We start from the raw sequence: 26,394 nt of genomic DNA, 5'->3' as shown, positions 1-26,394 counted from the left end.
TCCAACATTGCAATGATACATGTAATAATATTCATGTTTTTTTCAATCAAATTCTATTATATTGAGAACAATTTTATTTTATCATATAGAACATCAAGCCGAAACAAATTAACACTTTTAAGATAAGTTAATTAAACAAAAAATTCGGAGAAAATATTACACAATTGAAAGGAATTAAAAAAATGAGAAAGAAAACTTTAGGACTTCTTGTAGGAGCATTAGTAACAACATCTGTTTTAGCAGGCTATCACGCAAAGGGAGATAATATGACTCCTGCAAAAGCTGCCATAATGGAGACAAAGGCAGATAAAATGAAAGACGGCGATATGATGAAAGATAATGACATGATGAAGGATAATATGAAAGATAAGTCCGACAAGATGATGGACGATGATATGAAAAAAGGTAAGTCTGACGGCATGATGAAGGATGATGACAAGATGATGAAGGACGGTATGAAAGATGGTAAATCCGATGGCATGATGAAAGACGATATGAAAAAAGATAAATCCGATGATATGATGAAGGATAAGTCTGATAAAATGATGGATGATGACAAGATGATGAAGGATAAGTCCGGTAAGATGATGGATGGCGATATGAAAATGGACAAATCCAATAAAAAAATGAAGAAGAAAAAAGCCGGCAAGAAAATGAAGATGAAAAAAAATAACGGCAAAAAAATGAAAAAATCCGACAACATGATGAAGGACAATATGAAAAAAGATAAGTCCGGAAAAATGATGAAAGACGATATGATGAATGGTGATATGAAAAAGGATGATAACATGATGCATGATGATATGAAGAATTCAAAGTCTATGAAAAAAAAGAGCATGAAAAAAGATAAGATGATGAATAAGAAGGATATGTACGATTTTACTCTCAAGGACTTAGATGGTAATGATTATAAACTCAGTGACAATAAGGGCAAAAAAGTTTATATGAAGTTTTGGGCTTCATGGTGCTCTATCTGCCTTACCGGTCTTGAAGACCTTGACAAGCTTGCAGGCGAAAGCAATGACTTTGAAATAGTTACTGTAGTTGCTCCCGGAAAAAACAGAGAAATGGATACCGCTGCTTTTAAGAAATGGTTTAAGGAATTAGGCTATAAAAACCTCAAGGTACTTTTTGATGAAACAGGAGAAGTTACTGAACATTATGGTGTAAAAGTATATCCTACTTCTGTATATGTTTCAAGCAATGGAACTGATACCACAGTTAAGGCAGGACATAACTCAAATGACTATATAAAGGATACAATCAAAAACCTTAAATAATTTAATTCAAATTATTTGCAAGCCATCTTGCAAAATACCTCAATCAAATCCTTGGCTCCTAATTCTGATATTTGCAGATGTGTGTTAATCTTACACCTTAGCCATAATAATATCACTTCTTATACAATCTGTTATGGTTAAGGCTTGCTTTAAAAACAAGCAGGAAGGAAATATTATATATGAGTAAAAATAAATTACTTTGGATAATACCTATATTTTTTGCAGCAATTGCTTTATACTTAACTGCAAGCTGGTTTAAAAATCAACAAGAGATACAAGCTGCAAATAAAATAGTGAAACAAAATAAAGTTAAGTATAATAAAGGAGCAAAAAAAATGAATAAATCTGATAAATTAAAAGAAATCCATCTTGCAGGAGGCTGTTTTTGGGGACTTGAAGCCTATATGCAGAAATTAAACGGTGTAGAAGATGCCATAAGCGGATATGCAAACGGAAAAACTGAAAATCCAACCTATAGAGACTTACATACCAGTGGTCATGCTGAAACAGTGAAAGTTATATACAAACCTGAAATTATCAGCCTTGAAGACTTACTCACACATTATCTGAGAGTTGTAAATCCTGTTAGTGTAAACAAACAGGGAAATGATGTTGGTACACAGTATAGAAGCGGTATATATTATACAGATAATAATGATAAAAAAATAATTGATAAAATTTTAAATAAAGAACAAACCAAGTATGACAAACCTATAGCAATAGAAGTTCTGCCACTTAAACATTTTTTTGAAGCTGAGGAGTATCATCAGGATTATCTTGAGAAGAATCCAGGCGGCTACTGCCATATAGACCTCTCTCTCGCTGAGAAACCTTTGTCACCTGATAAAGAACCTGTGATAGATGCTACAAAATATCCAAGACCATCTGATGCAGAACTCAAAAAAACTCTTACGGATATTCAGTATAAAGTTGCTGTGCAAAACAAGACAGAATATGCATTTTCAAATGAATATTGGGATAATTTTGAAAAAGGCATTTATGTAGATATTACAACCAAAGAGCCACTCTTCTCCTCTACAGATAAATTTGAGTCAGGCTGCGGATGGCCAAGTTTTTCTAAACCTATAGCTAAAGATGTTGTAAAATACATTGAAGATCGTAGTTTTAATATGATAAGAACTGAAGTCAGAAGCAGAAGCGGCAATATACACTTAGGTCATGTTTTTGATGACGGTCCTAAAGAGCTCGGTGGTAAAAGATACTGTATAAACAGTGCATCTATTGAATTTATTCCATATGCAGAAATGGATAAAAGAGGATATAGTTATTTAAAATACTTAATAAAGTAAAATCAAGAAATACAAAGGAAATTAAAATAATATGAAAAAGAAAATTTTAGGCTTAATAGCCGGTATAATAACTGCTGCAACTGCTATAACAGGCTGTGGCTCAGGCGGTTGCAGTACCTGAGGCTTTATGAGAAATAACTCTTCGGGTTCGGAGATGAAAGACAGCAGTACACAAAATATGGAAAAAGGTTCTATGTCAGATAATATGACAGATTCTTCCATGAATAATAAGTAATAAGATAACTTTTAATGGAGATACAATGTATAATCTACTTATAGTTGATGATGAACCAGTAATCAGGCGAGGGATAAAATCTCTCGCCATCTTGTCTGAAATAGGTATAAATAAAATATTTGAAGCCGGTAATGCTGAAACATGCCTTGAAATAACAGATAAAGAGCAGATTGATATAATAATGCTTGATATAAACATGCCAAATACAGACGGACTGACTTTAGCTAAAATGCTCAAAGAAAAAAATCAAAATTTTGCAATTATTATGGTTACAGGATACGATTATTTTGAATATATGCAGACCGCAATAAGACTTGGTGTGGATGATTATCTGTTAAAGCCTGTAAATAAGACAGATATAGAGCTCGTACTTAAGCGGATGATTGATAAAATAGAAAAAATCAGACTTGAAAACAGGCTTTCGGAACTTAGCGTAACAAGTGAGAGTATACTGTCCGGTGATAATTCAAGTTTTAAAGCAGTAAGAGAATATATGAATGAACACCTTTTTGACTCTGACCTGTCTCTTGGATATATGGCTGAAAATCTTGGCTTTAACAGCAGTTATTTAAGCGGTATAATAAAACAGATATATGGCATTCCATTTCAGGAATATCTAACACTCAAAAGAATGGAGCAGGCAAAAATCCTCTGTCTTTCCACTGATATGAAAAACTATGAAATTGCAGAGGAAATAGGCTATGAAGATGTTAATTATTTCACAAACAGATTTAAAAAGACCTTTGGCATTACTCCAAAACAGTTTAAGCAGGGGATGAAACCAAATGAAAACTAGATTAAGCTTTTTTTCAAAATTACATGTAAGGACAGCTCTTACTTTTTTTATATTTTCTCTCTTTATAATAGCACTGCTTTCCGGCAGTATCTATCATTTTACCTCTGATATGTTGATTAAAGATGATGTAATGCGCACAAGAGCTATGGTAAACCAGACAGGCGAGTATATCTCTTCCTACCTTGAAAAGCTCAGAGCCTTTAGCAATATCATCGCTGAACATAAAGACATAAAAGCAGCTCTTGCCAAATCCTCTCCTGAATCTTTAGAGTCTATTTCTTCACTTATTGCTCTTGCAAAAGAAAGTGACAGCAGAATAAGCGGTGTGGCTGTTGTCTCTAAAAATGGTTTTGCAATCACAAGTGACAGTGATATGTCTATGACACTCTCAGATGATATGATGAAGGAGGATTGGTACAAAAAAGCCATTGCTTCCAATCGCATGCCTATGCTCTCAGAGACGGGACATAGTGCCTTTGCCGCTGATAAAAGCAAATGGACTATATCGGTATACAGAGAAATTATCGGTAAAAACAACGAGCACCTGGGCGTTGTGCTTATGGATATTTCATATAATTTTATAGAAGATTATATTAAAAACCTTGACCTCGGTAAAAGGGGCTATGTATATATTATGTCAGAATCCGGTGACATAATATATCATCCTGATGTTACTGTATTCAGTGATATGAAAAAAGGTGAAGAACTTAAATCCCTTATGGATGGTGATATTAAAGACGGTAATGTGGTATATGAGGCTACTGTTAACAATTCAACCTGGAAGCTTTTTGGAGTTGCTGCCGCCGACAATGTAAAATTACTTCAAAATAACTTAACCAAAACTATTTTTATTTTATCCTTTTTTCTTGTATTACTAAGCATATTGGTAGGTATAATTGCTTCTAAAAGGCTAAGTAAGCCTATTACCGAACTTAAGCTTGCTATGATGAGTCTAGATGAAAAATGGAATCATATAACCATAGCTACAGGCATAAAAGAAGTTACTGAGCTTGAAAATGAGTACAACAGGCTCATAGACAGGATAAAGGCTCTTACTGAAAATATTTCCAAAGAAGAAGAAACCAGAAGACAGTTTGAGCTTAAAATGCTGCAAAGTCAGATAAATCCTCACTTTTTATATAATACACTGGATACTATACTCTGGCTTGCCGAACTTAACGAAAATGAGTCTGTAATCAAGGTGACTTCCGCACTTGGCAGACTTTTAAGACTGTCTTTAAGCACAGAGCTTGATTTTGTCACTCTTAAAGAAGAAATAGAACATGTAAAGAATTATCTTGAGATACAAAAATTCAGATATGAAGATATGCTTACGTATGAAATAGGTGACGCCGGCAAACTTGAAAATGCCACTGTTCCTAAACTCATAATTCAGCCAATAGTTGAAAATGCCATCTACCATGGGCTTCGTCCAAATGGCGGCGGTAAGATAAGCATTTCTTTTGAGAAAGTCGAGAAGGACATTGTTATAATTGTGTCTGACAACGGTAAAGGATTTGATACTGAAAAATTAAAGAATGAAAAAAACTGCCAGCCTAATACCAAAGTCAGACTGGGAGGAATTGGAATTAAAAATGTAGACCATAGAATAGAACTGCTTTGCGGCAAAGGCTATGGTATAAATATAACCTCTGTCCCTGATAAGGGAACAGAGGTCAGGATAAAGGTCAGGGAGAGGGAATAATTCCCCTCCCTCTTTAAATAAACAAATTCATATCTGATCTGTCACTATCATTAAGCATGGTAGCTACTCCTCCTACCTCTACTCCATCAATCAGTTCTTCTTCTTTGATTCCCATAACATCCATTGACATTTGGCAGGCTATCATCTTCACTCCAGCTGATTTAGCCTGATTTATAAGTTCTTCAAGAGAATATACATTCTGCTTCTTCATTACCATACGAATCATCTTAGATCCCATACCCATCATATTCATTTTTGAAAGCTTAAGCTTCTTGCTTCCGCGAGGCATCATCAGCCCAAACATTTTCGAGATAAAATCCTTTTTTACAGATACTTTTTCATTTTTTCTAAGCACATTCAGCCCCCAGAAAGTAAAGAACATATTTACCTTATTTCCCATAGCTGCCGCCCCATTTGCAATTATAAATGAAGCAATGGCTTTATCCAAATCTCCGTCAAAAACTATCATGGTTTTTTCTTTTTTCTTACCTTGTTCAGAGCAGGCACAGGACTCTGTCGTCACGACTCCACCACTCTTTCTTATAGTTGCAAAAAATTTGCCACCTTCACTTTTCTTTTCTACCAGCTCATTCCCGGTATTATCTGTCCAACAGCTTATATCTGAATAAAATCCAGGATCTGTAGCTGTTACTTTTAATGTATCTCCAACATTTAGTTTTTCAAGTCTTTTGGATACTTCAACTATCGGTCCCGGACAGCAAAGGCCGGATACATCAAGCTCTTCCATTTCATTACTCGATGTTCCTGCAAAACCGCTGTCAGCCACATTTCTCATCATAGGGGTTATTTCACCTTCAAACTTTTGTCCTGACTGGTAGCTGCGATAGCCTCCCATAAGATTTCTTGCTTTGAAGCCTTGCTGCTTTAAGATTCTTGCAGCAATATAGCCTCTAAGTCCTACTGCACAACTTGTTATATATTCCTTGTTTCTGTCAAGTTCGTTTAATCTGCTTCTGAGATTACCAAGAGGAATATGTATTGAATTTGGAATATATCCCATCTTCCTTTCAATATCCTCTCTTACATCTACAATTACAGTATTGTTATCAAAATCCTTTATTTCTTCTATTCTTGCAACCTCCACCAAGCCATCTAACTGGTTTGTAGCTGTGTACCCTGCCATATTTACAGGATCTTTTGCTGAAGAATATGGTGGTGCATAGGCAAGTTCAAGTTCTGTAAGATCATATACAGTCGCACCAAACCTAATTGAAGTAGCAAGTACATCTATACGCTTATCCACTCCATCATAGCCCACTATCTGCGCTCCAAGCACCTTGCCTTTTAAGTCGAAAATAAGCTTAATTGACATAGTAGCTGCATCAGGATAATAACCTGCATGTGAATTTGGATGTACTACTGTAATTCTGTAATCCTTTTTATATTCTTTTCCTTCTCTGTTTAATGTCTTTTCATTAGCTCCCGTACTTGCTACAGTAAGGTCAAATACCTTAGCTACACTTGTACCCTGGGTACCCTTGTAAGTGGTCTTTATCTCACCTGCTATGGTATCTGCCACTATTCTTCCCTGTTTATTGGCAGGTCCTGCAAGCGGAACCATGGTTCTCGTTCCCATTACAAAATCATCTGTTTCAACTATATCTCCTACCGCATATATATTAGGCTCAGAAGTCCTCATATATTCGTCAACTATAACTCCACCTCTGGCATTTAACTTAAGTCCTGCTTCCTTTGCAAGTTCACTGTTTGCCCTGATTCCGATAGAAAGTATTACTATATCTGCATTTACTTCACGTCCATCCTCAAGTACAACCTTTGAGCCTGACGGACTATGGGTAATCTTACTCACACCATTTTCAAGTACAAGCGAAATGCCCTTTTCAGCCATATGGCGATGAACTATATTTGCCATATCCTTATCAAGTGGTGCCATTACCTGATCGACCTTTTCAACCACTGTCACAGCTAATCCCCTATGTGCAAGGTTTTCAGCCATTTCAAGTCCTATAAAACCACCACCTATTACGGTTGCTGTTTTAGGTGATTTTTCTTTTACATAATTATAAATTTTATCCGTATCTGGTATATTCCAAAGGGTAAATACATTTTCTCCGTCAAAGCCCTCTACATTAGGCTTAATTGGTCTTGAGCCTGTGGATATTATAAGTTCATCATAGGAGAGCTCATATTCTCTATTTTCTTTTAAATCTCTTACTTTGACAGTTTTCATGTTTTTATCTATTGAAACCGCTTCATTTAATACTCTTACATCAATGTTATATTTAGCACTGATGGCTTCAGGTGTAGATACGAACAAGGCATCTCTTGACTTGATAACTCCACCTATATAGTAAGGGAGTCCACAGTTTGCAAAAGAAACATATTCTCCCTTTTCAAGCATAATTATTTCACTTGTTTCATCAAGTCTTCTAAGTCTGGCTACTGCTGTAGCACCTCCTGCCACACCACCTATTACTATAATTTTCTTACTCATCTTTTCCCTCCGTAAAAAATGTTTTTACAAGCCTTATAATATTTTCATCAACCAAGCTGTAATAGCTCTCTGTTCCCTGCTTTCTTGCAGTAACTATCCCCAGGTCTTTTAGTTTTGATAAATGCTGTGATATGCCTGACTGGGATACATCCATACAGCCTGTAAAATAGCTTACATTACATTCACCGTTAATATATAGTTTCTTCACTATACAGAGTCTGGCAGGATGTGAAACTGCTTTTAGCCTTTCTGCAAGGTTTACAACATAAAGTTCATCATCATTTAAGTTGTTCATTTTAATATTTTCCATAATGTCACCTTATTTAACTTTCGGGGTTTATTATCATTATACCCAATAATTTGAGTTATTTTATTATATTCAAATATTATAATATAATAATTATATAATATTGTCAATAACGATTTTACTAATCGTTTAATCTAAGAAATTTCCCATTGAATTAATAAAATTTCCCCTATGCCAAAGTCTCCGACATAGAGGAATTTTTATAAATCTAATTATTCATTTTTTATACAATCTTATTAAAATATCCGTCAAAGAGAAATTTTTCAGGATGAGCTTTTATGTATTTAATTTCATATTCACCACCGTATTCATATACTTTATACACCAATTTATCTGCCTCATCCAAAAGCTCTTCCAAGTTCTCATCAAGCTCTTCCATTGCATTCCAACGCTCTTCTCTGTCAAAAGGAATCTTTCCGCCAAACAAATCTATAACTTTCTGAAAACTGTCAGCCAGTTCATTCATTTCAAACAGTCTGAGTCCGTTTAGGGCATCCTCCCAGACTATTCCCGTAGAATTATCTAAAAACTGAAAATGTCCTCCGTTATTTACTTCCATAAAATACCAGGATACTGCATTTAAGTATCGTTGTTCTAAGGTAAGGCTTTCTGCCGATTTTAGATAATCTTCGTATGTGCCGTAAATATCGATTGTCCAGTATACCGGATCTAAAATATCCCAGATATCTTCCATTTTTTCAATATCTTCTATAGTAATTTTCTTATATGTTTTTTTATTCCCTGAACTGCTAAGTTCAGCATCTGTAAGCTTCGCTATATATTCCGAATAGTGTTTGTAAACGAGAGGAAATTTCTCTTTGTTAGCTTCAAGTATACTTTTAAATCCATGAAATTCCACAATTTCAATACACCAGCCGACAACCTTATCATCCTTTGCAAGTTCAATAGCTTTTTCAAGCATTACAAGTGCATTTAAGCTTTCCTTTTCTGTATCATAATTACGGTTTGAGGATAACTTGGAATAAGAATATCCATAGCGGTAATACCAGAGAGCATCTCTTTCTTCCACAGGAATCATATCCATTACCTTCATAGCTTCTTCTATCTGTTCATTATTGTTGTAGGCCCTGGCAAGCATTCCCTTTAGCCCGGTATTTAGATTTTCCACTCCGGTAAAGGTGAGAAATTCTATAACACTCTCAGAATCATTTTCATCACTTAAATTAGTAATAACTTTTTCCTTTATCTCATCACTGTATTCTACAAATTCTTCCTTTGTAATATCTTGCGGAGCAATGGTAAGCCCTCTAATAAATTCTTCAAAATTATCTGCAAGGTAATCAATACTGTAATCATCCTCCTGATTTATCATTACCACTTTAGGCTCTCCATCTTTACCACACTCCCTGTAATCAAGGAAGACCATATTATGACCGGCAGAGATAGTATCAGCTACCGCAACTCCTATACCCGGATATCCCCACTCATTTAACCAAAGCTCATTACCGAGTTCACCGCAAAGTGAATTCATTTTTTCTTTATCTGTACCATAAATTCCTGTAATATAGACCGAGGTTTCATCATTTCTAAATAATGTAGCAAACGGAGTTCCACCATTATGTTTTTTAACAAGCTCTATATATGACTGTGGCAGTTTATATCCCAGTTCATCTTCAATTTCCTTTATTTCTTCATCTGTAGGCTCTTTTCCAACATATTCTTTAAGCGAATAATCATCATCATCCCAGAAATTACTCCAGTCAAAGTTTTCAAAGGGTTTCATAGGTTGTTTTCCTTTCAGTTGGCAAGTTATTTATTTAAGTACCCTGTCGCAATATATTAAGATATTCCTCATAAGCAAACGCACGATTTCTACTTGCATTCTCTGTTTTAACAAGAATGCCTGCCTCAACAAGACGTTTGACTGCTGATGAAACTGTATTAAATGATATATCAAGGATTTCTGCTGTTTTTCCAATGTCTATTATAGGATTTGATTCTAAATACCTGAATACCTGGATGGTATTTTTATATGCACGCCCCATATTTTCAATAATTTTTTCATTTTTACTACTAAGCTTATTAAGTTCATCTATTGTATCTATAGCATTTTGTGCAGATTCATCAATAGCCATAAGAAAGAATTTAATCCATTGTTCATAATTTCCCTTACTTCTAACTTCTGTCATTCTGTCATAATATTCAATACGATTTTTCTTTAAAAAATATGAAATATAAAGTGCCGGTGTCGTAAGTATCTTTTTCTCCATCAAAAAAAGCGTTATTAATAGTCTTCCTATTCTACCATTTCCATCGAGAAAAGGATGTATTGTTTCAAACTGATAATGAATAAGAGCTGCCCTTATTAAGGCATCAAGAATATCATCTTCATTCATATATTTTTCTAAATCTGACATAGCCTCTATCATATCATCCTGATGAGGCGGAATATATCTGGCATTTTTTAATGTACTTCCATTCCCTCCAATCCAATTCTGAGAATGCCTAAATTCTCCCGGACTTTTTTCCTGACCACGTACTCCATCCATCAATACTGCATGTGCTTCTTTTATTAATCGATTACAAAGCGGCAGACTATTTAGTCTTTTTATCGCATATTCTGTTGCTTTAACATAATTTACGACATCTACAACATTCCTATTTATATTGTATGTTATCATAGGATCAAATACATCCTCAAGTGTTGCCTGTGTTCCTTCAATTTGAGAAGACATAAGTGCTTCTTTTCTTACATACATCGAAATAAAAAGCTCCATATTAGGAATTCTTTTAGCTATGCTTTCAAGTGATGCAATTGAATTATTGGATCTAACTAACATTTTTATCATATCACTATCAATTTCTATAGCCGGATCCGGTGGTAATGGAGCTGGAACAAATGACATATATTCAGCTTCTCCCGAAAAATTTGTTCTATATTTTCCTGCACGATTTTTCATGGTTACACCTCAAATAAAATTGAAATACTACTCTGATTCTAACTTCCTTATTTCAATTTGTCAATCGAATTTGAAATAAGGGCCAACTTTTCCCTTGCTTATTTCAATTTCATCCCTATCCCTATGCTTTTTCGCTTAAAATAAGACACTAAACAACAAGTTCTGCCTCAATAGCTGCAAGCAGCGATATAGTGGTTTCAGAAGAGGGAGTATGTATTAATAAACTACAAGTTTTGATTATCCTATTTCATCTTATCTGTCGGAATTGGACCATAATTTTATATTCCAATCCGACAGATTTGATGTTTTCAACCCGATTGATTCGGCGTTTTCAATCCTATGGATTCAGCAATTTAATAATTTCTTTTACCTTTGGCACTCTTCCGCTTATAATAATCTTCCCATCCATCATAACTGAAGGAGTAGTCATAACTCCCAGTCTGACTATGTCCATTAAATCTTCCACCTTATCTATACTTGCTTCTAATCCCAGCTCTTTTACAGCTAAGCAGGTATTCTCATATAGCTTGTCGCATTTTTCACAACCTTCACCTATTACTTTAATTTCCATAATTACCTCAATTCCTTAACTTCATCGGTTTATCAACTATTTCTTTCCAGGCTTTGTCAATCGTGCGAATTATCTGCGGACTTGTTTTAGATAAAAAAACAAGTTCTGAGATTTCACGCTCCGAAGTTAATTTATAGTCAATCAGCTCCTCCACAACATCTACCTGTTGCCATCCATCATCTAACTTAAAAAATCCTTTTATTCTGTAACAATCCGGAAGCACCTTTTTAAGAAAGTTAGTCAGAATTTCTTTTGATAGTATTTCTCCTGTTTCTAATGATATAGTCTTTGGCTTATTATCTACCGTATTTAAACTATCTTCATATTCAGCCCATTTTAATGAGGTCAAATCTTCACTTAAAAACGATAAATCTATTTTCCCATAAGAAGCTGTGCTTATCATGCATATAGGATTAACCCCTCGAACAATGTTTTTCACTTCTTCAAGTTCAGATAAGTCAAGCAAATCCACCTTATTAATTACTGCCAGATTACAATGGGCAAGCTGCCTATCAACTGTTTCAACATCTTTAACCTGGTTTGGGAAATTCACTCCGTCAATAAGACAGATTACCCCTTTAAAAATATAGCTGTCTCCCGCCATTATACTCACAGCATTAAGGATTTCCTCAATGTTCGAAGGATCTGCAAGCCCTGAACTTTCCACGAAAACATAATCTAAGTCTTTCTTACTCATTTCTGCCAGTGCTTGTACAAATGAAAGTTTCAGGCAGGAGCAGAAGATAGATCCTCTGCTTATTTCAGTCATTTCTATACCGTTACGTCTTACAATTTCTCCGTCTACATTTATTTTACCAAATTCGTTCTGAATAATTCCAATTTTTTTATCCTTGATATTATCCAAAATGTTTAACAGAAATGAGGTCTTCCCTGCCCCTAAAAATCCTGTGAGTACATATAGCTCTTTCTTTTCCATAAGTTTCTCCTAAAAATATACACCTATTAAATTAAAAATATATCCGGCTATTATAATTCCGACAACGCAAATACCTATGAACAAACCCAGTAATCTTGGCTTAAGTGCCTTTCTTAACATTATCAAAGATGGGAGAGACAAGGTTGTAACTGCCATCATAAATGCTAAAACCGTACCAAACTCCGCTCCCTTAGCATATAGAGCCTCTGCAACAGGTATAGTTCCAAATATATCCGCATACATTGGCGTTCCAACCAATACCGCTAAAATTACCGAAAATATATTCTTACTTCCAAGCACTGTTTCAATCAAATGCTCAGGTATCCAATTATGAATAACAGCACCTATTCCAACTCCTGCTATAATATAAGGAAATACTTTTTTAAGAGTAGATGCAACCTGCTCTGATGCATACTTAAGTCTGTCGGATTTAGTCAGCTTTAGGCTTTGAACATTTACACTTCCTGCCTTTTTGATATATTCTTCAATATAGTCTTCCATCTTCATTTTATCAATAATCGTACCGCCCACTACAGCTATTATTAATCCTAATATAACATAAATGGCCGCAATCTTTGCCCCAAATATACTCATTAGCAAAATAAGCGAGCCCAAATCAACCATCGGTGAGGATATAAGAAACGAAAATGTTACTCCTATCGGTAAGCCTGCACTTGTAAAACCAATAAATAAAGGTATGGATGAACAGGAACAAAACGGAGTAACCGTTCCGAGCAGGGCTGCTGTTATATTCGCACCGATCCCTTTAAATTTCCCAAGTATCTGTCTGCTGCGCTCCGGCGGAAAATAGCTCTGAATATAGGAAATCAGATAAATCAGTACACAAAGTAATACTATAATTTTAATCGTGTCATATAAGAAGAATTGAATGCTTCCTCCCATCCTGCTATCTACATCAATCCCTATTTTCCCCAAACCTTTACCGATTAATTCATTCAACCATTTCATTCCCAGAATTTGATTTTGAAAAAATTCCCATAGGGTTTTCATAATATTAATATCATCCTCCAAGTATTAGTATGCATACTGTATACATAGCACTACACTTTATCAATCCTTAAGTGCGGTAATGGGTACTACATAAACACCATCCTCTCGTTTATATGCAGCATTTGAAAGTCCGCATATTACACATAAAACTTTTGGCGGTATACCCTTTTCATCGGCTACAATACTATTTTTTAACTTAATCAGGCTTTCTGCTGCTGCATCAATTTGATTGGCCCCAAGTTTTATTTCAAATGCAGCCCAGCTTCCATCCTTCATTTCAATAACGGCATCAATTTCCTTATTATTATAATCCTGATAATGATATAGTTTTGCATCAAATGATTCGGCATATATTCTCAAATCTCTTTCGCAAAGTGCTTCAAATAAAAATCCAATGGTTTCAAGATCATTTAAGAGTATATCAGGGGTAGCCTTTAATAAGGCACAAGCTAATGAAGGATCTGAAAAATGTCTTTTTTCAGCTTGTTTCACGCGAGCAGAAGACCTTATCTTTGTCCCATACGGAGACTGGTTGTCAAGCAAAAACAGTCTTGTAAAAATATCCAGATACGAAGCTACCGTTTCTATATCAATATCTTCATCATCAATCTCTTTTATATCATTTTTTAATTTTTTATTACTGACTGTTGTACTTTCATTTCTTGCAAGTGAACGAAGTAGCAATCTCATTTTATGTGTATCTCTCTTAATTCCGTCTATTCTATAAGCATCATCAGTTATAATTGCTTCAATATACTCCTCACTAACTAAGTTCGCACGACTGATTGGAATATCAAGATTGGCAGGCCACCCGCCTCTGACTATATAATCTATCAAATCCTGTATTCTCACCTCTTTAGTCATAGCAGGCTCTAAGTTTCCCTTGCAAAGTTCTTTTAGCGATACCTTACCGGTAGAAAAACCAGCTTCATAAAGCGACATAGGACGCATACGGATTCTTGAAATCCGTCCTGCTCCACTATGCATAATCCCTTTATGATTAGGTGTTGCAGAACCCGTCAAAATAAACATTCCTTTTTTTCCCTCTTCATCTACTTTGTAGCGTACAGCATCCCAAAGTCCCGGAACTTCCTGCCATTCATCTATCATTCTTGGATTTTCTCCACTAAGAATCAATTCCGGATTTAATTCTGCAAGTTTACGATTCTGAAAATTTCCGGCAGGATCCCCAATAAATATTTCACTGTTACAATGATGACTTGAAGTCCATGTTTTGCCACACCATTTCGCACCCTCAATACATACAGCTCCAAATGAAGCTAAATACTCGCAAACCTTCTTATCAACCAATCTTGGCTTGTATTTTTTATAATTCATAAGTATCACCTCATAAACTATTATACTCCAATCCGACAGATTTGGCAATTCCAATCCGACAAATTCGGCATTTTCAATCCTACACATTCGGCATTTTTAATCCGACACATTCGGTATTTTCAATCCGACACATTTGGCATTTTCAATCCTACACATTCGATATTTTCAATCCGACACATTCGGTATTTTCAATCCGACAAATTACTCTTCCACCTTAACTATCTTATACAGCACTGTTCCCACTATAAGCAAAATCACTCCAAACAGCAGAGAAAATGTTGTATGAACAGTACCACTTCCCTCAGAGGGAATAAAAATCCCGCCAAGTATAAAAAATATACTGATGATAAGAGTATATATGCCGATTATCCTATATACCGCCCTATTCACTCTCTCCACCTCCCGCCAGTATCATATTTCTGTAAGCTCCGGTAACTTTAATAAGTTCTTCATGTCTTCCTTCCTGTATAATCTGTCCTTTATCAAGCACCAGAATTTTTTCAGCTTTCTTTATTGTATTTAACCTGTGGGCAATAACTATAGTTGTCTTTCCCTCACAAAGTTCCGACAATGCCGCCTGTATATAGCTTTCATTATCCGCATCTATGCTTGCGGTTGCCTCATCCAGGATAATAACCGGTGAATTCTTTAAGATACACCTTGCTATTGATATCCTCTGTGCCTCTCCTCCTGACAGGGTAGCACCGCCGCTTCCTACAAAGGTATCAAAACCATAAGGAAGTTTCATGATAAAATCATAACATCTTGCCTTTCTTGCCGCCTCATAGACACTCTCTTTGTCCACCGAAGACAGTCCCATAGCAATATTGTTATAAACTGTATCTTCAAAAAGATAAACCTTTTGAAATACCATACTTATCTGTTCCATCAGGTCTTCTAAAGGAAGTGAGCGTATATCTTTTCCTCTGAAAGAAATCTCACCTTCTTTTATATCCCAAAATCTTGCTAAAAGACTTGCTATCGTAGTTTTTCCGCTTCCGGAAGCTCCCACAAGGGCTAAAGTTTCACCTTTTCTAACCGAAAATGATATACCTTTAAGCACCTGTTCATTTCCATAGGAAAAGCTTACATTATTAAATGCCAGCTCATTTTCAAATTCAACAGGGATTTCATCCTTCCCAGTATCTTCTATCTCTTTTTCATCCATTATCTTTTTAAGCTTATTTAAACCGATTTCCATAATGGTAAACTGTGTCATTTGCTGGTAGTAATGCTCTATTGAAGCAAATATTCCAAAAGAAAAGAGTAATACTCCGATAAATTCCACAGGCCTTAGAGCATTTTCTCCGAAAAGATATGCAGATACAAGAAGAATAGCCCCTGCACCGATACAGTAAATCATAAGCAGCCCTCTTTCAAAGGGAACATGATTTTTCTCAAAACTAAGGCTTTCCCTTGCCACATCCGCAAAGCTTTTTCTTATTTCTTTAGCACTCTCACCGGTCATATTAAAACTCTTTATCACATCTATTCCCTGTGCATATTCAAGTACCGCAGAAGTCATTTTCTTTATACTTTCCTGTCTGCCCTCGGAACTTTCCATACTTTCCTTTTTCATAGGAATTGCAACAAACACCGCTATCACTTCTGTTATAAGAGCTGCCAGACCTATGAGCGGATTTAATATTAACAGAAAAACCGTAAGAATAAGCTGTGAAAATATATCGCTCACACTCTCACCTATAGCCTGCATACTCAATTCTTCTATAAATACCATATCATTTGAAAGTACTGTGCTTATTTCTCCTATATTCCCCTCCGTAAAATACCCCATAGGAAGCTTTCTTAAATGATTACCAAGCTCTATTCTCTTGTCTGCAAACAAATCGTAACCTGCCATTGCCTGATATTTATTTAACAATGCCGTAAACACAGATTGTAAGACTAAAAATGAGAACAGTATGACAGCGGAAATTATACAGGTAGAAATATCCGCTCTTTTTTCCATAAGTTCATTTATCAAAAACAGAGCCACCAGATACGGAGCTTTGGCACAAAAACTTTTTAAAAATGCAAATATATAAGAAATACGGATGCGTATGGCATACTTTCCGGTATATTTCACTATTTTCTGAATTAAGCCTATCATTCTGCCACACCTTCCTTTCTTATAAGACTCCACTGTTCTGCTTCTTCTGAGGCTTTCCAGAGTTTTCCATATATTTCACATCTTTGTATCAGCTCATTATGCTTTCCCGTATCAGCTATTCTTCCCTTATCAAGCACAACTATCTTATCAGCGTCCTTCACACTTCTTAACTTATGTGCTATTGCAATTACAGTCTTGTCCTTCATAAGTTCTTTTACGGCTTTTTGCATTTTTTTCTCATTTTCTGGGTCGATAAAGGCTGTTGCTTCATCAAGCACAAGTACGGGCGCATCTTTTAATATGGCTCTTGCAAAGGCTATTCTCTGCTTTTGTCCTCCCGAAAGACGGTTACCCGCCTCTCCAGCCATAGCTTCATAGCCGCCTTCCAACTCCAATATAAAGTCCTCACATTCAGCCTTTCTTGCTGCCTCTTTTACCTCTTCATCAGTTGCAGCAGGTTTTCCTACCCTTATATTTTCCAAAATGCTTTTATTAAATAAAAAGAGATTCTGTGAAACAAAGGATATTTCATTATTAAGTGCTTCAAGGCTTAAATCCGTTAATTTCTGCCCTCCAAGGCTAATGCTTCCTGATGATACATCATAATAATGTACCAGAAGTTTCGCAAGCGTACTCTTACCACTGCCGCTTTCTCCTACAAGAGCCACAGTTTCTCCTGTCTTTATATCGAGCGAAATTCCTTTAATTATCTCATCATTCTTATATGAAAAATGGATATCATTGAATGAAATATCATGATTTTCAGCATTAAATTTTTCTTTTCCTTCTTTAAGCGGAGGAAAATCAAGTGTCTTCTCAATAGCCTGTATCTTATAGTTTACCTGTGGCAACGCCCCTATAAATCTCATACAGTTAAGAAGGAGAGGCATTGTTCCAAAGCTTATACACAGAGCAAGTATGTATTCTGAAAGTTCAAGATAGCCCGTTACAATCAAAATCCCTCCCAGTGGTATAGAATACAATGTTATCTGCGAAAAGAAGCTTCCGTAAGCGGCCATCCATGTAAAGCATACCTTGTACCAGTCAAGCGCGTAATTATGATAATTCTTTACATGACCTTCATACTTTTCACTATGGTTATCCTGTCTGTTAAATATTCTAACCGCTTCCATACCGTTTACATATTCGATAATCGCATTATTAAGCCTTTTTGCGGCTGCAAAATAATTGCCCATCCGGCTCATGCCTATCTTCATAACCTGTCCGGAAGCACTTATTCCAAAGAAAATCATAAATAAGGTAACAAGTGCAAGCAGCCAGTTTACCGTAATAAGTGCAAAAAACATAACTGCAAATACAATTAAATTAGATATTCCTTCCGGTATCATATGGGCAAGCAGAAGTTCAACCGACTCCACATCTTCTGAAAACAGCTTCTTTATAGCTCCGCTTCCTTTGTCTATTATGCTTCCAAGCGGCTGTTTCTCAAGCTTCTCCTGTAAAGAGCAACGCAGGTTTTCAAGTGTGTGGTAAGCAGAATGGTGCGACAGTTGCAAACCGAATATATAAAGCAAAGTATAAATCAGCTTGTATGCAGTTATTAAGACTATGCTCCAGCCTACAGTAGTTAAGTTTACAGTTTCCCCCGAAAGTGTAGCATCAATTATTTTCCATACTTCAAAATAAGGCATTATACTTGCCGTTGCCGCTAAAATCAGTACAAAAACAGAGGTTATGGTCACCTTTTTATAATTTCCCATATACTGAAAAATCTTTGTAAACATGCCTATTTTTTCACGCTTTTTACTTACATTTATATCTCCCTCTGAAAGAAAATAGGTCTTTAATCTCTCTGCACCGTCTTCGTTAAGCGGATAAAAACTTTGTATCCTGCCATTTTCCATGTACAGTACATGAGTACAGCATTCAAGTATAAGTTCAGGATCATGGGTTACTATTATATTGACAGACGTTTTTTCCCTGGTTTCATTTAAAAGTCTGCCAAAGTTCTCCATTCCACCCCTGTCAAGACCGCTGGTCGGCTCATCATAAAACAATATATCCTTTTTTGCACAGATTGCACTTGCTATAGCTACCCTTTGTTTCTGTCCGCCTGAAAGCGAAGCCGGATGTCTGTCTGCAAGCTCCTCTATCCCCAGTAAAGCAAGCACCTTCCTTGTTTCTTCTTCTGTTATGTCTGACTGCATACGCACTTCTTCCATCACAGAGTCTGAAAAAAGCTGTCTGTTCACATCCTGCATTACCAAAAAGCTCTTTTTTACCCTCTCTTTGGCATTAAGATATTTTCCTTCAAATCCTATACTTCCGGAAACAGGTATCAAACCGCAAAGTGCCTCTGAAAGTGTGCTTTTGCCACAGCCGTTATCCCCTATAAGTGCCACTACACTGCACTTAGGTATAGAAAACCTGTCTATGTCAAGTATCTGATTGCCGCCTCTGCCACAGGTAAGGTCTATTACATCTACAGCTGTAGTCTTATCAGTCTGTTCATTGTAAACTTTTCCTATATTGTTTAATCTGGTTAAATCAGGCAGTCTTAAACCCTTTTCTTTTAATTCTTCATCAGAAAAATCTGCTACTTCTTTAGCTGTATATGAGCCTGTTATCCTGCCATCATCCATATAGATAAATCTGTCCGCAAGCCCTAAGAGATAAAATATTCTATGCTCTGATACTACTACAGTCTTGCCTGATGCTTTTATCTTAGCCAATATATCCCTAAGTCTTTTAATAGCCTTCTTGTCAAGGTTTGAAGACGGCTCATCAAGAACATAAACCTCAGGTGCCGCTGTATAAGCACTTCCTACCGCAATCTGCTGTTTTTCACCGCCTGAGAGCTCAAAGATATTTCTATTCATAAGTGCTTCTATCTGCATATCATTTTTGGTCTTTTCAAGCCGTTCCCTTATTATTTCCCTGTCAAGATTTTGGTTTTCACAGCCAAAAACAAGCTCTCCCGTACTGTCCACATTAAAAAACTGGCTCTTAGGATTTTGAAAAACGCTTCCTACATAATGCGAAGTAACCGAAAGCGGTACTTCGTTTACACAAACATCCTCTACCAGAACCCTTCCTTCAAGTTCTCCCTGATAAAAATGTGGAGCAAGCCCGTTTATAAGCCTTGTTAAGGTAGTTTTGCCACAGCCGCTTCTGCCGCATAAGACAACAAATTCACCCTTTTTAATCTCAAAATCAATATTGTCTACCCCTTCTCCCGTTCCATGCTCTCCACCATAATGAAAGCTTACATTTTCAAACTTTATCATAAACTTATTTCCCTTTTCCAATCCTTGCAAAAGCATTTGTAATCCACTCATTTTTTGCATAAATGACTATTTATACATATTTTTATACTTTTGCCACTTGTATTATATATATCAAAAGCCCTGTAAACACCGCCATAATCAGATAATCCATAACTCCAAGCTTTACCTTTTCAAAGGAAGAACGCTTTCCCTCACTCTCTATGCCTCTTGCAAGAGCAGCGGCAGCCATCTCTTCCATTACCGATATACAGGAAAAAAGAAGCGGTATAAGCACATATTCAATGGTTTTAAGCGGAGATTTTATTATATCCGCCGGCTCCATTGATATACCTCTGAATGCCATTGCCTTTCTTATTCCGTTCCATTCATCAGATACAGAAGGTACAAACCTGAATACTACCGCAAGCGGAATTATTACCTTTAACGGAAGGTGCATAGCCCTAAAAGCCGCCATAAACTGACTTATCCTTGTTGTCCGCATAACCAGCACAAAGGACAGCATTACCGGGAAAGAAAAGATAACTATACTGCTTAAAGACATACAAAGCATACCAAGAATCCCCGAACCGTTCAGATTCATACCCATCATATACCTGAAATATATAACAACGGCAAGCAATGCATAAGCCTTTAGGGCAAACAGTTTTTCCCCACATAAAGCAAGCACGGTACATAAGACCGTGCCATAAATAATTGACGGAACAGCCTTATAACAGTTAAGGCTGACTGCTCCGCTTATGAAAAATATAAATAGTTTTGCTCTCGGATCAAGCCTTATCAGGGCTTTCCCATCATCACCATACACATAGGTATTCATTAAACAATTCCTGCTTTCTCAAAATGCTTTTTGATAAGTTTGTTGGCTATAAAGGCTCCTAAGATTCCTCCGATAACAGCAAAGCCTATTATTCCGAAATATATCCCGTCAGGCAAAAGTTTCATAAGAGCCTCTGTATGCTCCTTTCCCTGATACTGTTCTGAAATGGCAAAAAATTTATCTCTGGCAAAAAACAGCATCGAAAATGGGCAGGACATATTAAGGTTAAATACTACAAAAGATAAAAGATACATCTTTTTTGACTTATATTTTCCTAAGAACAATACAAGTTCAGCTAAAAGAGAGGTACATATTGCCATTATAAGTCCCTGCACATTGGTTGCGCAGGCAATAAGCGCAAAAAGTATACCCATAATTAAAGCAGCTCCAAATCTTTTCACCTTTAACACACTTAACATATATACAGTTCCACACACCGCTCCTACTGTTATAGGCGATATTACATAAAGAACAGGTACTATGCCTGATCCCATAACTATAACCAGCATAAGTACAATGTAAATTGCTGCAAATGCTCCGGCGTACATAAGGTCTTTGGCTGTCATCTTCTGACTGTCATTAGTTACAACATTGTTTAATTCTTTTCTTGCCATTTTTTTATTCCTCTTTCTTTTTATATTAAAATTATCCACTTACTGTTTGTATGAATAATTTTAGTTTCTTTTTTCTTCCATAAGGCTTAACATTCCATTTCTAAAAACTGCTCCAACATCCTTCATCATTCTGAAAACCTGCTCCCTGTCTTTGCCTTCAACAATAATTTTTGCCATTATCTCAGAATAACTTCTCATAAGAAGTTCGAAAGTATCAGTCTCAAGTCCATGTATCATAACTCCTGCTGACCTTGCTCTTTCTACACCCAGAGTTATAAGTTCTCTGTTTATCTCACCAACGGAAGCAAAAAATCTCTCATATTTTGTCCCGGCAGAACATTTTATAAGCAGAATCATTTCCTCCTTATGCGAATATATATAATCTGCTATCTCAGGAAGCTGTTCATAGTAGCATCCCATAATGTCGAAAACCATACGCTCAGGTGGCAGATTTTTTATCTTTTCATTCATACTGTCCATAATTTTTTTTAATCCTCTTGCAGTCTCATCAGTAAGTGCATAGAAGAGGTCTTCCTTATTCTTGTAGTAACCGTAAAATGCTCCAAGCGTGTATCCCGCATTCTTCACAATAGTCCTCAAAGGAGCACTTTTAAAGCCTTTTTCAAGGAACATCCTCTTTCCGCTTTCAAGGATTAATTCCTGCGTAGATTTTGTTTTCATTTTGATATCCTTTCTCAATATAGCTTAGATATATTTTAGTTAGAAAGAGCTAATTTGTCAATAGCTTAGTCCAAATTATTTGCTTATACATCACAGTAAGTTCCCTTAGAGAGATTTTAAAATAGGGAATTTGCGAAGAAGTTTCTAATAAAAAAAATATCCCTTCTTACCATATCGTATGGTAAAAAGGGATAGCCAAACTCCGTTTATAAAACTCAAAAATCTTAAAATTCTACTCCAAGCCTTCCGGTGGCTCTTCTCCTGCTTTGATTGTTTTTAATACCACTCTGTTCTTCCCGTCTTGCTTAGCTTGATAAAGAGAGACATCTGCCCATCTCATAACAAAAGACTTCTTCAATTCTTCCAAGCCATTATAATATGATATTCCGATACTGATGGACAACTTTTTTAAAGGTGCTTTTTCATTCAAAATATCTTGTGCAAATACATCTTCTCTAATCTTGTTTCCTAAAAGAATGCTCTCTTCTTCATTCAATCCCAGACAGGCTGCAATAAATTCTTCTCCACCGAATCTTGCTGAAATTCCTCCTGCCTCACTAAAGTGCTTCTGAATAATTGTTGCAACAGTTTTTAACGCATTATCTCCTTCTAAATGCCCATAAGAGTCATTGTAGAACTTAAAATAGTCTATATCGAACATAAACAGGCTTAATGAAATACCTTGCTCTCTTGATTTTTGCAAATATCCTAAAATTTTCTTTTCAAAATCACGACGATTTGAAATTTGAGTCAATCCGTCCAAATAGGAAAGTGCTTCTAACTTATGATTAACTTCCTCTAACTCATTCTGTGTCTTTTTATGATGATTAATCTCTTGTTCAAGAGCCTGCGATTTAAAGGCATTGTTTAACGCAATCGCCAAAAAAGGCATCAACTGTTCTAAGAATTCCACATCTTCCGGTTTATAGATATTCGACTCCTTATGTTGAATACTGCATACTCCGAGAACTTCATTCTCAATGCTGAGAGGCAGAAATAATACCGAGCTGCAAAATATATCTGACGAGAGTTTTCTCTGCTTTGCAAATCCTTCACTATCATTAAAGTCATCGATTTTTATAAATTTATTTGTTTTAAATACTTCTACAAAAACGGAATTTTTATCATCAAAATCCACAGTAATATTATCCTTCTGTTTTCCGCCCGCATAATATGCAATGGACTCAAGCCGGTTTAACTCACTGTTTTTTATCATAATGACAAATTTGGTAAGGGGAATACCCTTAACCAGCCTTCTATATACCGTCTTAATAATATCTTGTACATCAAGTGAATACGTCAGTTTCTTTCCAAGTTCGCTCACAATTTTCAGCCTATGCAATGCGGATTCTGCAAGATTTTTATTTCTGTTTGCCTCTTCAGCCATCAGTTCAAGCTCATTGTTTTTCTTTTCAACACTTGAAATATCTTCTTCAATGGAGAAATTTTTTTCTATAATTTTGAAAGAATTGACCTTATCCGTTTTTAAGTCTGACATCTCTTTCTCAATCTGATTAAATGATTTTTTCAAGCTGGAAAAGGCCTTATCCTTATCTCCCTTTTTTTCAAAGTATTTATAAAGGCTATTATTTAATGCATAATTAATATAAGAGTTTCCGGACCCTTCCCAAGTCTCGGCCAACAGCAATTCTTTTTCATAGAAATCATAATCTATGTTATGTTCAAGCATAATCTCACAGTATGCCTTCAGAATAAAATATTTAGCATCTAAATCCCCAATCAAATCCAATAATTCATAAAAAATTTTTTGGGCTTCTTCATAATTATTTTGAGTAAAAAAATAAAATAGCAGTGCCAATTTATAGGTGTAAAGTGCCTGTGGACTTGAATCTCTTTCGAAATTTTCCTGCATGACTTTAACATATTGTTCTATTTCCTCATATTTCTTGGTTAAATAAAGCAGTTGAATCATATTTGAGCTGAACATTACTCTTTTCATATCATAACGAGGTTCTTTATCTTTAGTCTCTTCCAATGTTGAAAAGGCCCTGTTCAAGTACTCAAGACCGGTATTCACATCATCATGTGTCATATAAAGTTCTGAAATATAAAAATACACAATAGATGTGAGATTATTTAAATTGTAAATTCTGCTATATTTCAATACATTCATAAAACATTCTAATGCTTTTTCAAGAAAATTCAAAAAGCGGTAAGCATTGCCCAAAATATGATAGTTCAAAGTTAAGATTTTAGGCAATTCCAGGATATGTGCCCTTTCAATCAGTTCTTCTGCTTTTTCAAGCACAGCATCTGATTTTTGCTGACAAACTAAAATAAACTGTCTTGCTGTTTGAACATGAATCCTAAATATAAAATCTTCTTTAAAACGGCTTGATTGCTCCAGTTCAGAAACAAGTCCTTCCAGTCCGATAGAATCAGAAATTACACTTTCAACAAATTCATCATATAATTGTTCATTTGAAAGTTGCAAAACCACCTCTTTGTCCATACTTTCCCTCCCATAAAGATAATTATCTTATGTACAACAGATAACAATTCTACTATAACATTATTATCGGTTTTTTTTAAAATAATATAAGTAATATTAACTCTTATATTCTGAATTTTCGTTAAACTACCATAAGATAAAACAATTAAAAAGCCCTATATCCGGCTAAAATGCAGAACTATGCATTTTCTGAATATAGGACTTTATCACTGTTCATATATCTAATTCAACTTCTTATACTCTTCCCTTATCAAAATAAGTGCCACAAGCAAAATAATAATATCATTCAAAGGGAGTGCAAGCCATACTCCAAGTACATTGCCACCAAGCAGATGTGGCAGTATCAGCACTAAAGGAACAACCAACACAAGCTGCCTCAGTATTACTAAAAACCCTGCTTTCTTTGCTTTTCCCAGTGATTGAAAATATGTAACAACCATAATTAACAGTCCATAAGTAGGGAAAATACAATACATAAGTCTGAAATCCCTTAAACCCGCTGCCACAATATCTGTATCTGTAATGAAGGCTGACAAAATTTGAGTCGGGAATATTTCAATAATAAGGAAAAATATACTTGCAAGGCAGGTAGAACCTATAATAAATACATTTGTTAATTTTTTAACTCTAGTATAATCTTTAGCTCCGAAATTAGTACCGACTGCCGGCTGCATACCCTGGCTCATTCCCCATATAGGTACAAAAGCAAGCTGCATAACCCTCTGCGCTGCTCCCATAAGAGCAATCTGATTATCTCCGCCGAAACGAACTGCGGTATTATACACAACCGTCATCTGTACAAGCATCATAATCTGCATAAGCATTGCACTTGCACCTACAGAAATTATCTCAGGATTGAGTTTATTAGCAGGTTTTATTCCATGAAAGCGCACTACCGGGCTCTTCTTTAAGAAATAAATCAAAGTTGCCATAGCCTGAACAAACTGTGATATAACTGTTGCTATTGCCACCGACTGCGGGTCACGTGAATGAAGTAACAAAATAAACACCGGATCTAAGATAATATTAAGAATTGCTCCTGCTGCCATTATTCCCATAGCAATTCCCATACGCCCCTCAGCACGAATAACCATGTTTGCTCCCTGCATAAAGTTTACAAATATCGAGCCAAGATAAACCGTTCTAAGGTAAGAAACTCCCATTTCAAGGACCTCCCCGCTTGCACCTGAAAGACTGAGCAATTTTGGTGCAAAGGTTATTCCTACAAGCATTACTAAAGAAGAAAGTAAAATTACCAAAAAGGCCAGATTTCCCATAATCTTGTCTATGGTTTCCTGATCCTTCTTGCCGACTGCTCTGGAAAGTACCGAACCCGAACCTATACCCACAAGTACAGCAATGGCATTATTCACAAGAACAAAGGGTGAGGCTGCCGATACCGCACTCATAGCATTTGTACCTACCATCTGACCTACATAGATTGAATCCACAAATGCATAAAGTCCTACTATAAACTGCCCTAAAATTGCCGGAACACTTAGAGTTATCATCAATTTCCACGGATTTTCGGTAAGTAGTTTATTTCGTACATCCATAATAAAAG

General features: G+C 35.8%; 20 protein-coding genes. 4 read left to right on the top strand and 16 right to left on the bottom strand.

From position 1 onward, the window contains the following. Nucleotides 1-182 precede the first annotated feature (182 nt). From GCWU000282_RS15925 to GCWU000282_RS08285, 4 genes are all read left to right on the top strand, one after another. Nucleotides 183-1,280, top strand: coding sequence for a redoxin family protein (locus tag GCWU000282_RS15925; RefSeq protein WP_023354632.1), 1,098 nt, complete (start codon nucleotides 183-185; stop codon nucleotides 1,278-1,280). Between the two features lie 335 nt (nucleotides 1,281-1,615). After that, a complete protein-coding gene (gene msrB / locus GCWU000282_RS08295) occupies nucleotides 1,616-2,590 on the top strand; it encodes a peptide-methionine (R)-S-oxide reductase MsrB (RefSeq protein ID WP_330365823.1) in 975 nt (324 codons plus the stop codon). A 260-nt stretch (nucleotides 2,591-2,850) separates the two neighbouring features. After that, entirely contained in the window at nucleotides 2,851-3,621 is a 771-nt protein-coding gene (locus tag GCWU000282_RS08290) for a response regulator transcription factor (RefSeq protein WP_023354629.1), read from the top strand. Continuing rightward, nucleotides 3,611-5,326 carry a cache domain-containing sensor histidine kinase gene (locus GCWU000282_RS08285; protein WP_023354628.1) on the top strand — a complete coding sequence of 572 codons (1,716 nt, stop codon included), beginning with the start codon at nucleotides 3,611-3,613 and terminating at the stop codon, nucleotides 5,324-5,326. Before GCWU000282_RS08290 ends, GCWU000282_RS08285 begins: the two co-directional genes overlap by 11 nt. Nucleotides 5,327-5,339: 13 nt before the next feature. On the opposite strand, the gene GCWU000282_RS08280 is transcribed toward GCWU000282_RS08285, so the two are convergent. From GCWU000282_RS08280 to GCWU000282_RS08200, 16 genes are all read right to left on the bottom strand, one after another. Continuing rightward, entirely contained in the window at nucleotides 5,340-7,802 is a 2,463-nt protein-coding gene (locus tag GCWU000282_RS08280) for a CoA-disulfide reductase (RefSeq protein WP_023354627.1), read from the bottom strand. Beyond that, nucleotides 7,795-8,112 carry an ArsR/SmtB family transcription factor gene (locus tag GCWU000282_RS08275; RefSeq protein ID WP_023354626.1) on the bottom strand — a complete coding sequence of 106 codons (318 nt, stop codon included), beginning with the start codon at nucleotides 8,110-8,112 and terminating at the stop codon, nucleotides 7,795-7,797. Before GCWU000282_RS08275 ends, GCWU000282_RS08280 begins: the two co-directional genes overlap by 8 nt. A gap of 220 nt (nucleotides 8,113-8,332) precedes the next feature. Beyond that, nucleotides 8,333-9,853: an SMI1/KNR4 family protein gene (locus GCWU000282_RS17375; RefSeq protein WP_023354625.1), complete on the bottom strand. Its 1,521-nt coding sequence runs from the start codon at nucleotides 9,851-9,853 to the stop codon at nucleotides 8,333-8,335. A 34-nt stretch (nucleotides 9,854-9,887) separates the two neighbouring features. Further along, nucleotides 9,888-11,030: a Fic family protein gene (locus GCWU000282_RS08260; RefSeq protein ID WP_023354624.1), complete on the bottom strand. Its 1,143-nt coding sequence runs from the start codon at nucleotides 11,028-11,030 to the stop codon at nucleotides 9,888-9,890. A 337-nt stretch (nucleotides 11,031-11,367) separates the two neighbouring features. After that, a complete protein-coding gene (locus GCWU000282_RS08255) occupies nucleotides 11,368-11,601 on the bottom strand; it encodes a thioredoxin family protein (RefSeq protein ID WP_023354623.1) in 234 nt (77 codons plus the stop codon). Nucleotides 11,602-11,608: 7 nt separating this feature from the next. Beyond that, nucleotides 11,609-12,538: a CobW family GTP-binding protein gene (locus GCWU000282_RS08250; RefSeq protein WP_023354622.1), complete on the bottom strand. Its 930-nt coding sequence runs from the start codon at nucleotides 12,536-12,538 to the stop codon at nucleotides 11,609-11,611. Between the two features lie 9 nt (nucleotides 12,539-12,547). After that, complete coding sequence (locus tag GCWU000282_RS08245; RefSeq protein ID WP_023354621.1) at nucleotides 12,548-13,549, bottom strand: permease; 1,002 nt, start codon at nucleotides 13,547-13,549, stop codon at nucleotides 12,548-12,550. 60 nt (nucleotides 13,550-13,609) lie between these two features. After that, the gene (locus GCWU000282_RS08240; RefSeq protein ID WP_035040069.1) at nucleotides 13,610-14,887 is read right to left on the bottom strand and encodes an ATP-binding protein; all 1,278 of its coding nucleotides are present in this window, start codon (nucleotides 14,885-14,887) and stop codon (nucleotides 13,610-13,612) included. A 201-nt stretch (nucleotides 14,888-15,088) separates the two neighbouring features. Then, nucleotides 15,089-15,277 carry a hypothetical protein gene (locus tag GCWU000282_RS08235; RefSeq protein WP_023354619.1) on the bottom strand — a complete coding sequence of 63 codons (189 nt, stop codon included), beginning with the start codon at nucleotides 15,275-15,277 and terminating at the stop codon, nucleotides 15,089-15,091. After that, a complete protein-coding gene (locus tag GCWU000282_RS08230) occupies nucleotides 15,270-16,997 on the bottom strand; it encodes an ABC transporter ATP-binding protein (protein ID WP_023354618.1) in 1,728 nt (575 codons plus the stop codon). Before GCWU000282_RS08230 ends, GCWU000282_RS08235 begins: the two co-directional genes overlap by 8 nt. Beyond that, a complete protein-coding gene (locus GCWU000282_RS08225; protein WP_035040348.1) occupies nucleotides 16,994-20,245 on the bottom strand; it encodes an energy-coupling factor transporter ATPase in 3,252 nt (1,083 codons plus the stop codon). The genes GCWU000282_RS08230 and GCWU000282_RS08225 overlap by 4 nt, the downstream gene beginning before the upstream one ends. A gap of 82 nt (nucleotides 20,246-20,327) precedes the next feature. Further along, nucleotides 20,328-21,062, bottom strand: coding sequence for an energy-coupling factor transporter transmembrane component T family protein (locus GCWU000282_RS08220; protein WP_023354616.1), 735 nt, complete (start codon nucleotides 21,060-21,062; stop codon nucleotides 20,328-20,330). Next, nucleotides 21,062-21,676 carry an MptD family putative ECF transporter S component gene (locus GCWU000282_RS08215; protein WP_051384162.1) on the bottom strand — a complete coding sequence of 205 codons (615 nt, stop codon included), beginning with the start codon at nucleotides 21,674-21,676 and terminating at the stop codon, nucleotides 21,062-21,064. The genes GCWU000282_RS08220 and GCWU000282_RS08215 overlap by 1 nt, the downstream gene beginning before the upstream one ends. A gap of 60 nt (nucleotides 21,677-21,736) precedes the next feature. Next, nucleotides 21,737-22,357 carry a TetR/AcrR family transcriptional regulator gene (locus GCWU000282_RS15920; protein WP_023354614.1) on the bottom strand — a complete coding sequence of 207 codons (621 nt, stop codon included), beginning with the start codon at nucleotides 22,355-22,357 and terminating at the stop codon, nucleotides 21,737-21,739. Between the two features lie 232 nt (nucleotides 22,358-22,589). Next, nucleotides 22,590-24,830, bottom strand: a complete 2,241-nt coding sequence (locus GCWU000282_RS08205; protein WP_023354613.1) for a sensor domain-containing diguanylate cyclase — start codon at nucleotides 24,828-24,830, stop codon at nucleotides 22,590-22,592. A 221-nt stretch (nucleotides 24,831-25,051) separates the two neighbouring features. Beyond that, nucleotides 25,052-26,386, bottom strand: coding sequence for an MATE family efflux transporter (locus tag GCWU000282_RS08200; RefSeq protein ID WP_023354612.1), 1,335 nt, complete (start codon nucleotides 26,384-26,386; stop codon nucleotides 25,052-25,054). Nucleotides 26,387-26,394 lie beyond the last annotated feature (8 nt).

Source organism: Catonella morbi ATCC 51271 (genome assembly GCF_000160035.2).
Lineage (GTDB): Bacteria > Bacillota > Clostridia > Lachnospirales > Lachnospiraceae > Catonella > Catonella morbi.
The sequence above is the reverse complement of the archived record's forward strand: the minus strand, read 5'-3'. Positions and strand labels throughout refer to the sequence as shown.

Coding starts and splice junctions, on each gene's coding strand:
- GCWU000282_RS15925 (WP_023354632.1), top strand. CDS start 183: ATGAGAAAGAAAACTTTAGGACTTCTTGTAGGAGCATTAGTAACAACA.
- msrB (WP_330365823.1), top strand. CDS start 1,616: ATGAATAAATCTGATAAATTAAAAGAAATCCATCTTGCAGGAGGCTGT.
- GCWU000282_RS08290 (WP_023354629.1), top strand. CDS start 2,851: ATGTATAATCTACTTATAGTTGATGATGAACCAGTAATCAGGCGAGGG.
- GCWU000282_RS08285 (WP_023354628.1), top strand. CDS start 3,611: ATGAAAACTAGATTAAGCTTTTTTTCAAAATTACATGTAAGGACAGCT.
- GCWU000282_RS08280 (WP_023354627.1), bottom strand. CDS start 7,802: ATGAGTAAGAAAATTATAGTAATAGGTGGTGTGGCAGGAGGTGCTACA.
- GCWU000282_RS08275 (WP_023354626.1), bottom strand. CDS start 8,112: ATGGAAAATATTAAAATGAACAACTTAAATGATGATGAACTTTATGTT.
- GCWU000282_RS17375 (WP_023354625.1), bottom strand. CDS start 9,853: ATGAAACCCTTTGAAAACTTTGACTGGAGTAATTTCTGGGATGATGAT.
- GCWU000282_RS08260 (WP_023354624.1), bottom strand. CDS start 11,030: ATGAAAAATCGTGCAGGAAAATATAGAACAAATTTTTCGGGAGAAGCT.
- GCWU000282_RS08255 (WP_023354623.1), bottom strand. CDS start 11,601: ATGGAAATTAAAGTAATAGGTGAAGGTTGTGAAAAATGCGACAAGCTA.
- GCWU000282_RS08250 (WP_023354622.1), bottom strand. CDS start 12,538: ATGGAAAAGAAAGAGCTATATGTACTCACAGGATTTTTAGGGGCAGGG.
- GCWU000282_RS08245 (WP_023354621.1), bottom strand. CDS start 13,549: ATGAAAACCCTATGGGAATTTTTTCAAAATCAAATTCTGGGAATGAAA.
- GCWU000282_RS08240 (WP_035040069.1), bottom strand. CDS start 14,887: ATGAATTATAAAAAATACAAGCCAAGATTGGTTGATAAGAAGGTTTGC.
- GCWU000282_RS08230 (WP_023354618.1), bottom strand. CDS start 16,997: ATGATAGGCTTAATTCAGAAAATAGTGAAATATACCGGAAAGTATGCC.
- GCWU000282_RS08225 (WP_035040348.1), bottom strand. CDS start 20,245: ATGATAAAGTTTGAAAATGTAAGCTTTCATTATGGTGGAGAGCATGGA.
- GCWU000282_RS08220 (WP_023354616.1), bottom strand. CDS start 21,062: ATGAATACCTATGTGTATGGTGATGATGGGAAAGCCCTGATAAGGCTT.
- GCWU000282_RS08215 (WP_051384162.1), bottom strand. CDS start 21,676: ATGGCAAGAAAAGAATTAAACAATGTTGTAACTAATGACAGTCAGAAG.
- GCWU000282_RS15920 (WP_023354614.1), bottom strand. CDS start 22,357: ATGAAAACAAAATCTACGCAGGAATTAATCCTTGAAAGCGGAAAGAGG.
- GCWU000282_RS08205 (WP_023354613.1), bottom strand. CDS start 24,830: ATGGACAAAGAGGTGGTTTTGCAACTTTCAAATGAACAATTATATGAT.
- GCWU000282_RS08200 (WP_023354612.1), bottom strand. CDS start 26,386: ATGGATGTACGAAATAAACTACTTACCGAAAATCCGTGGAAATTGATG.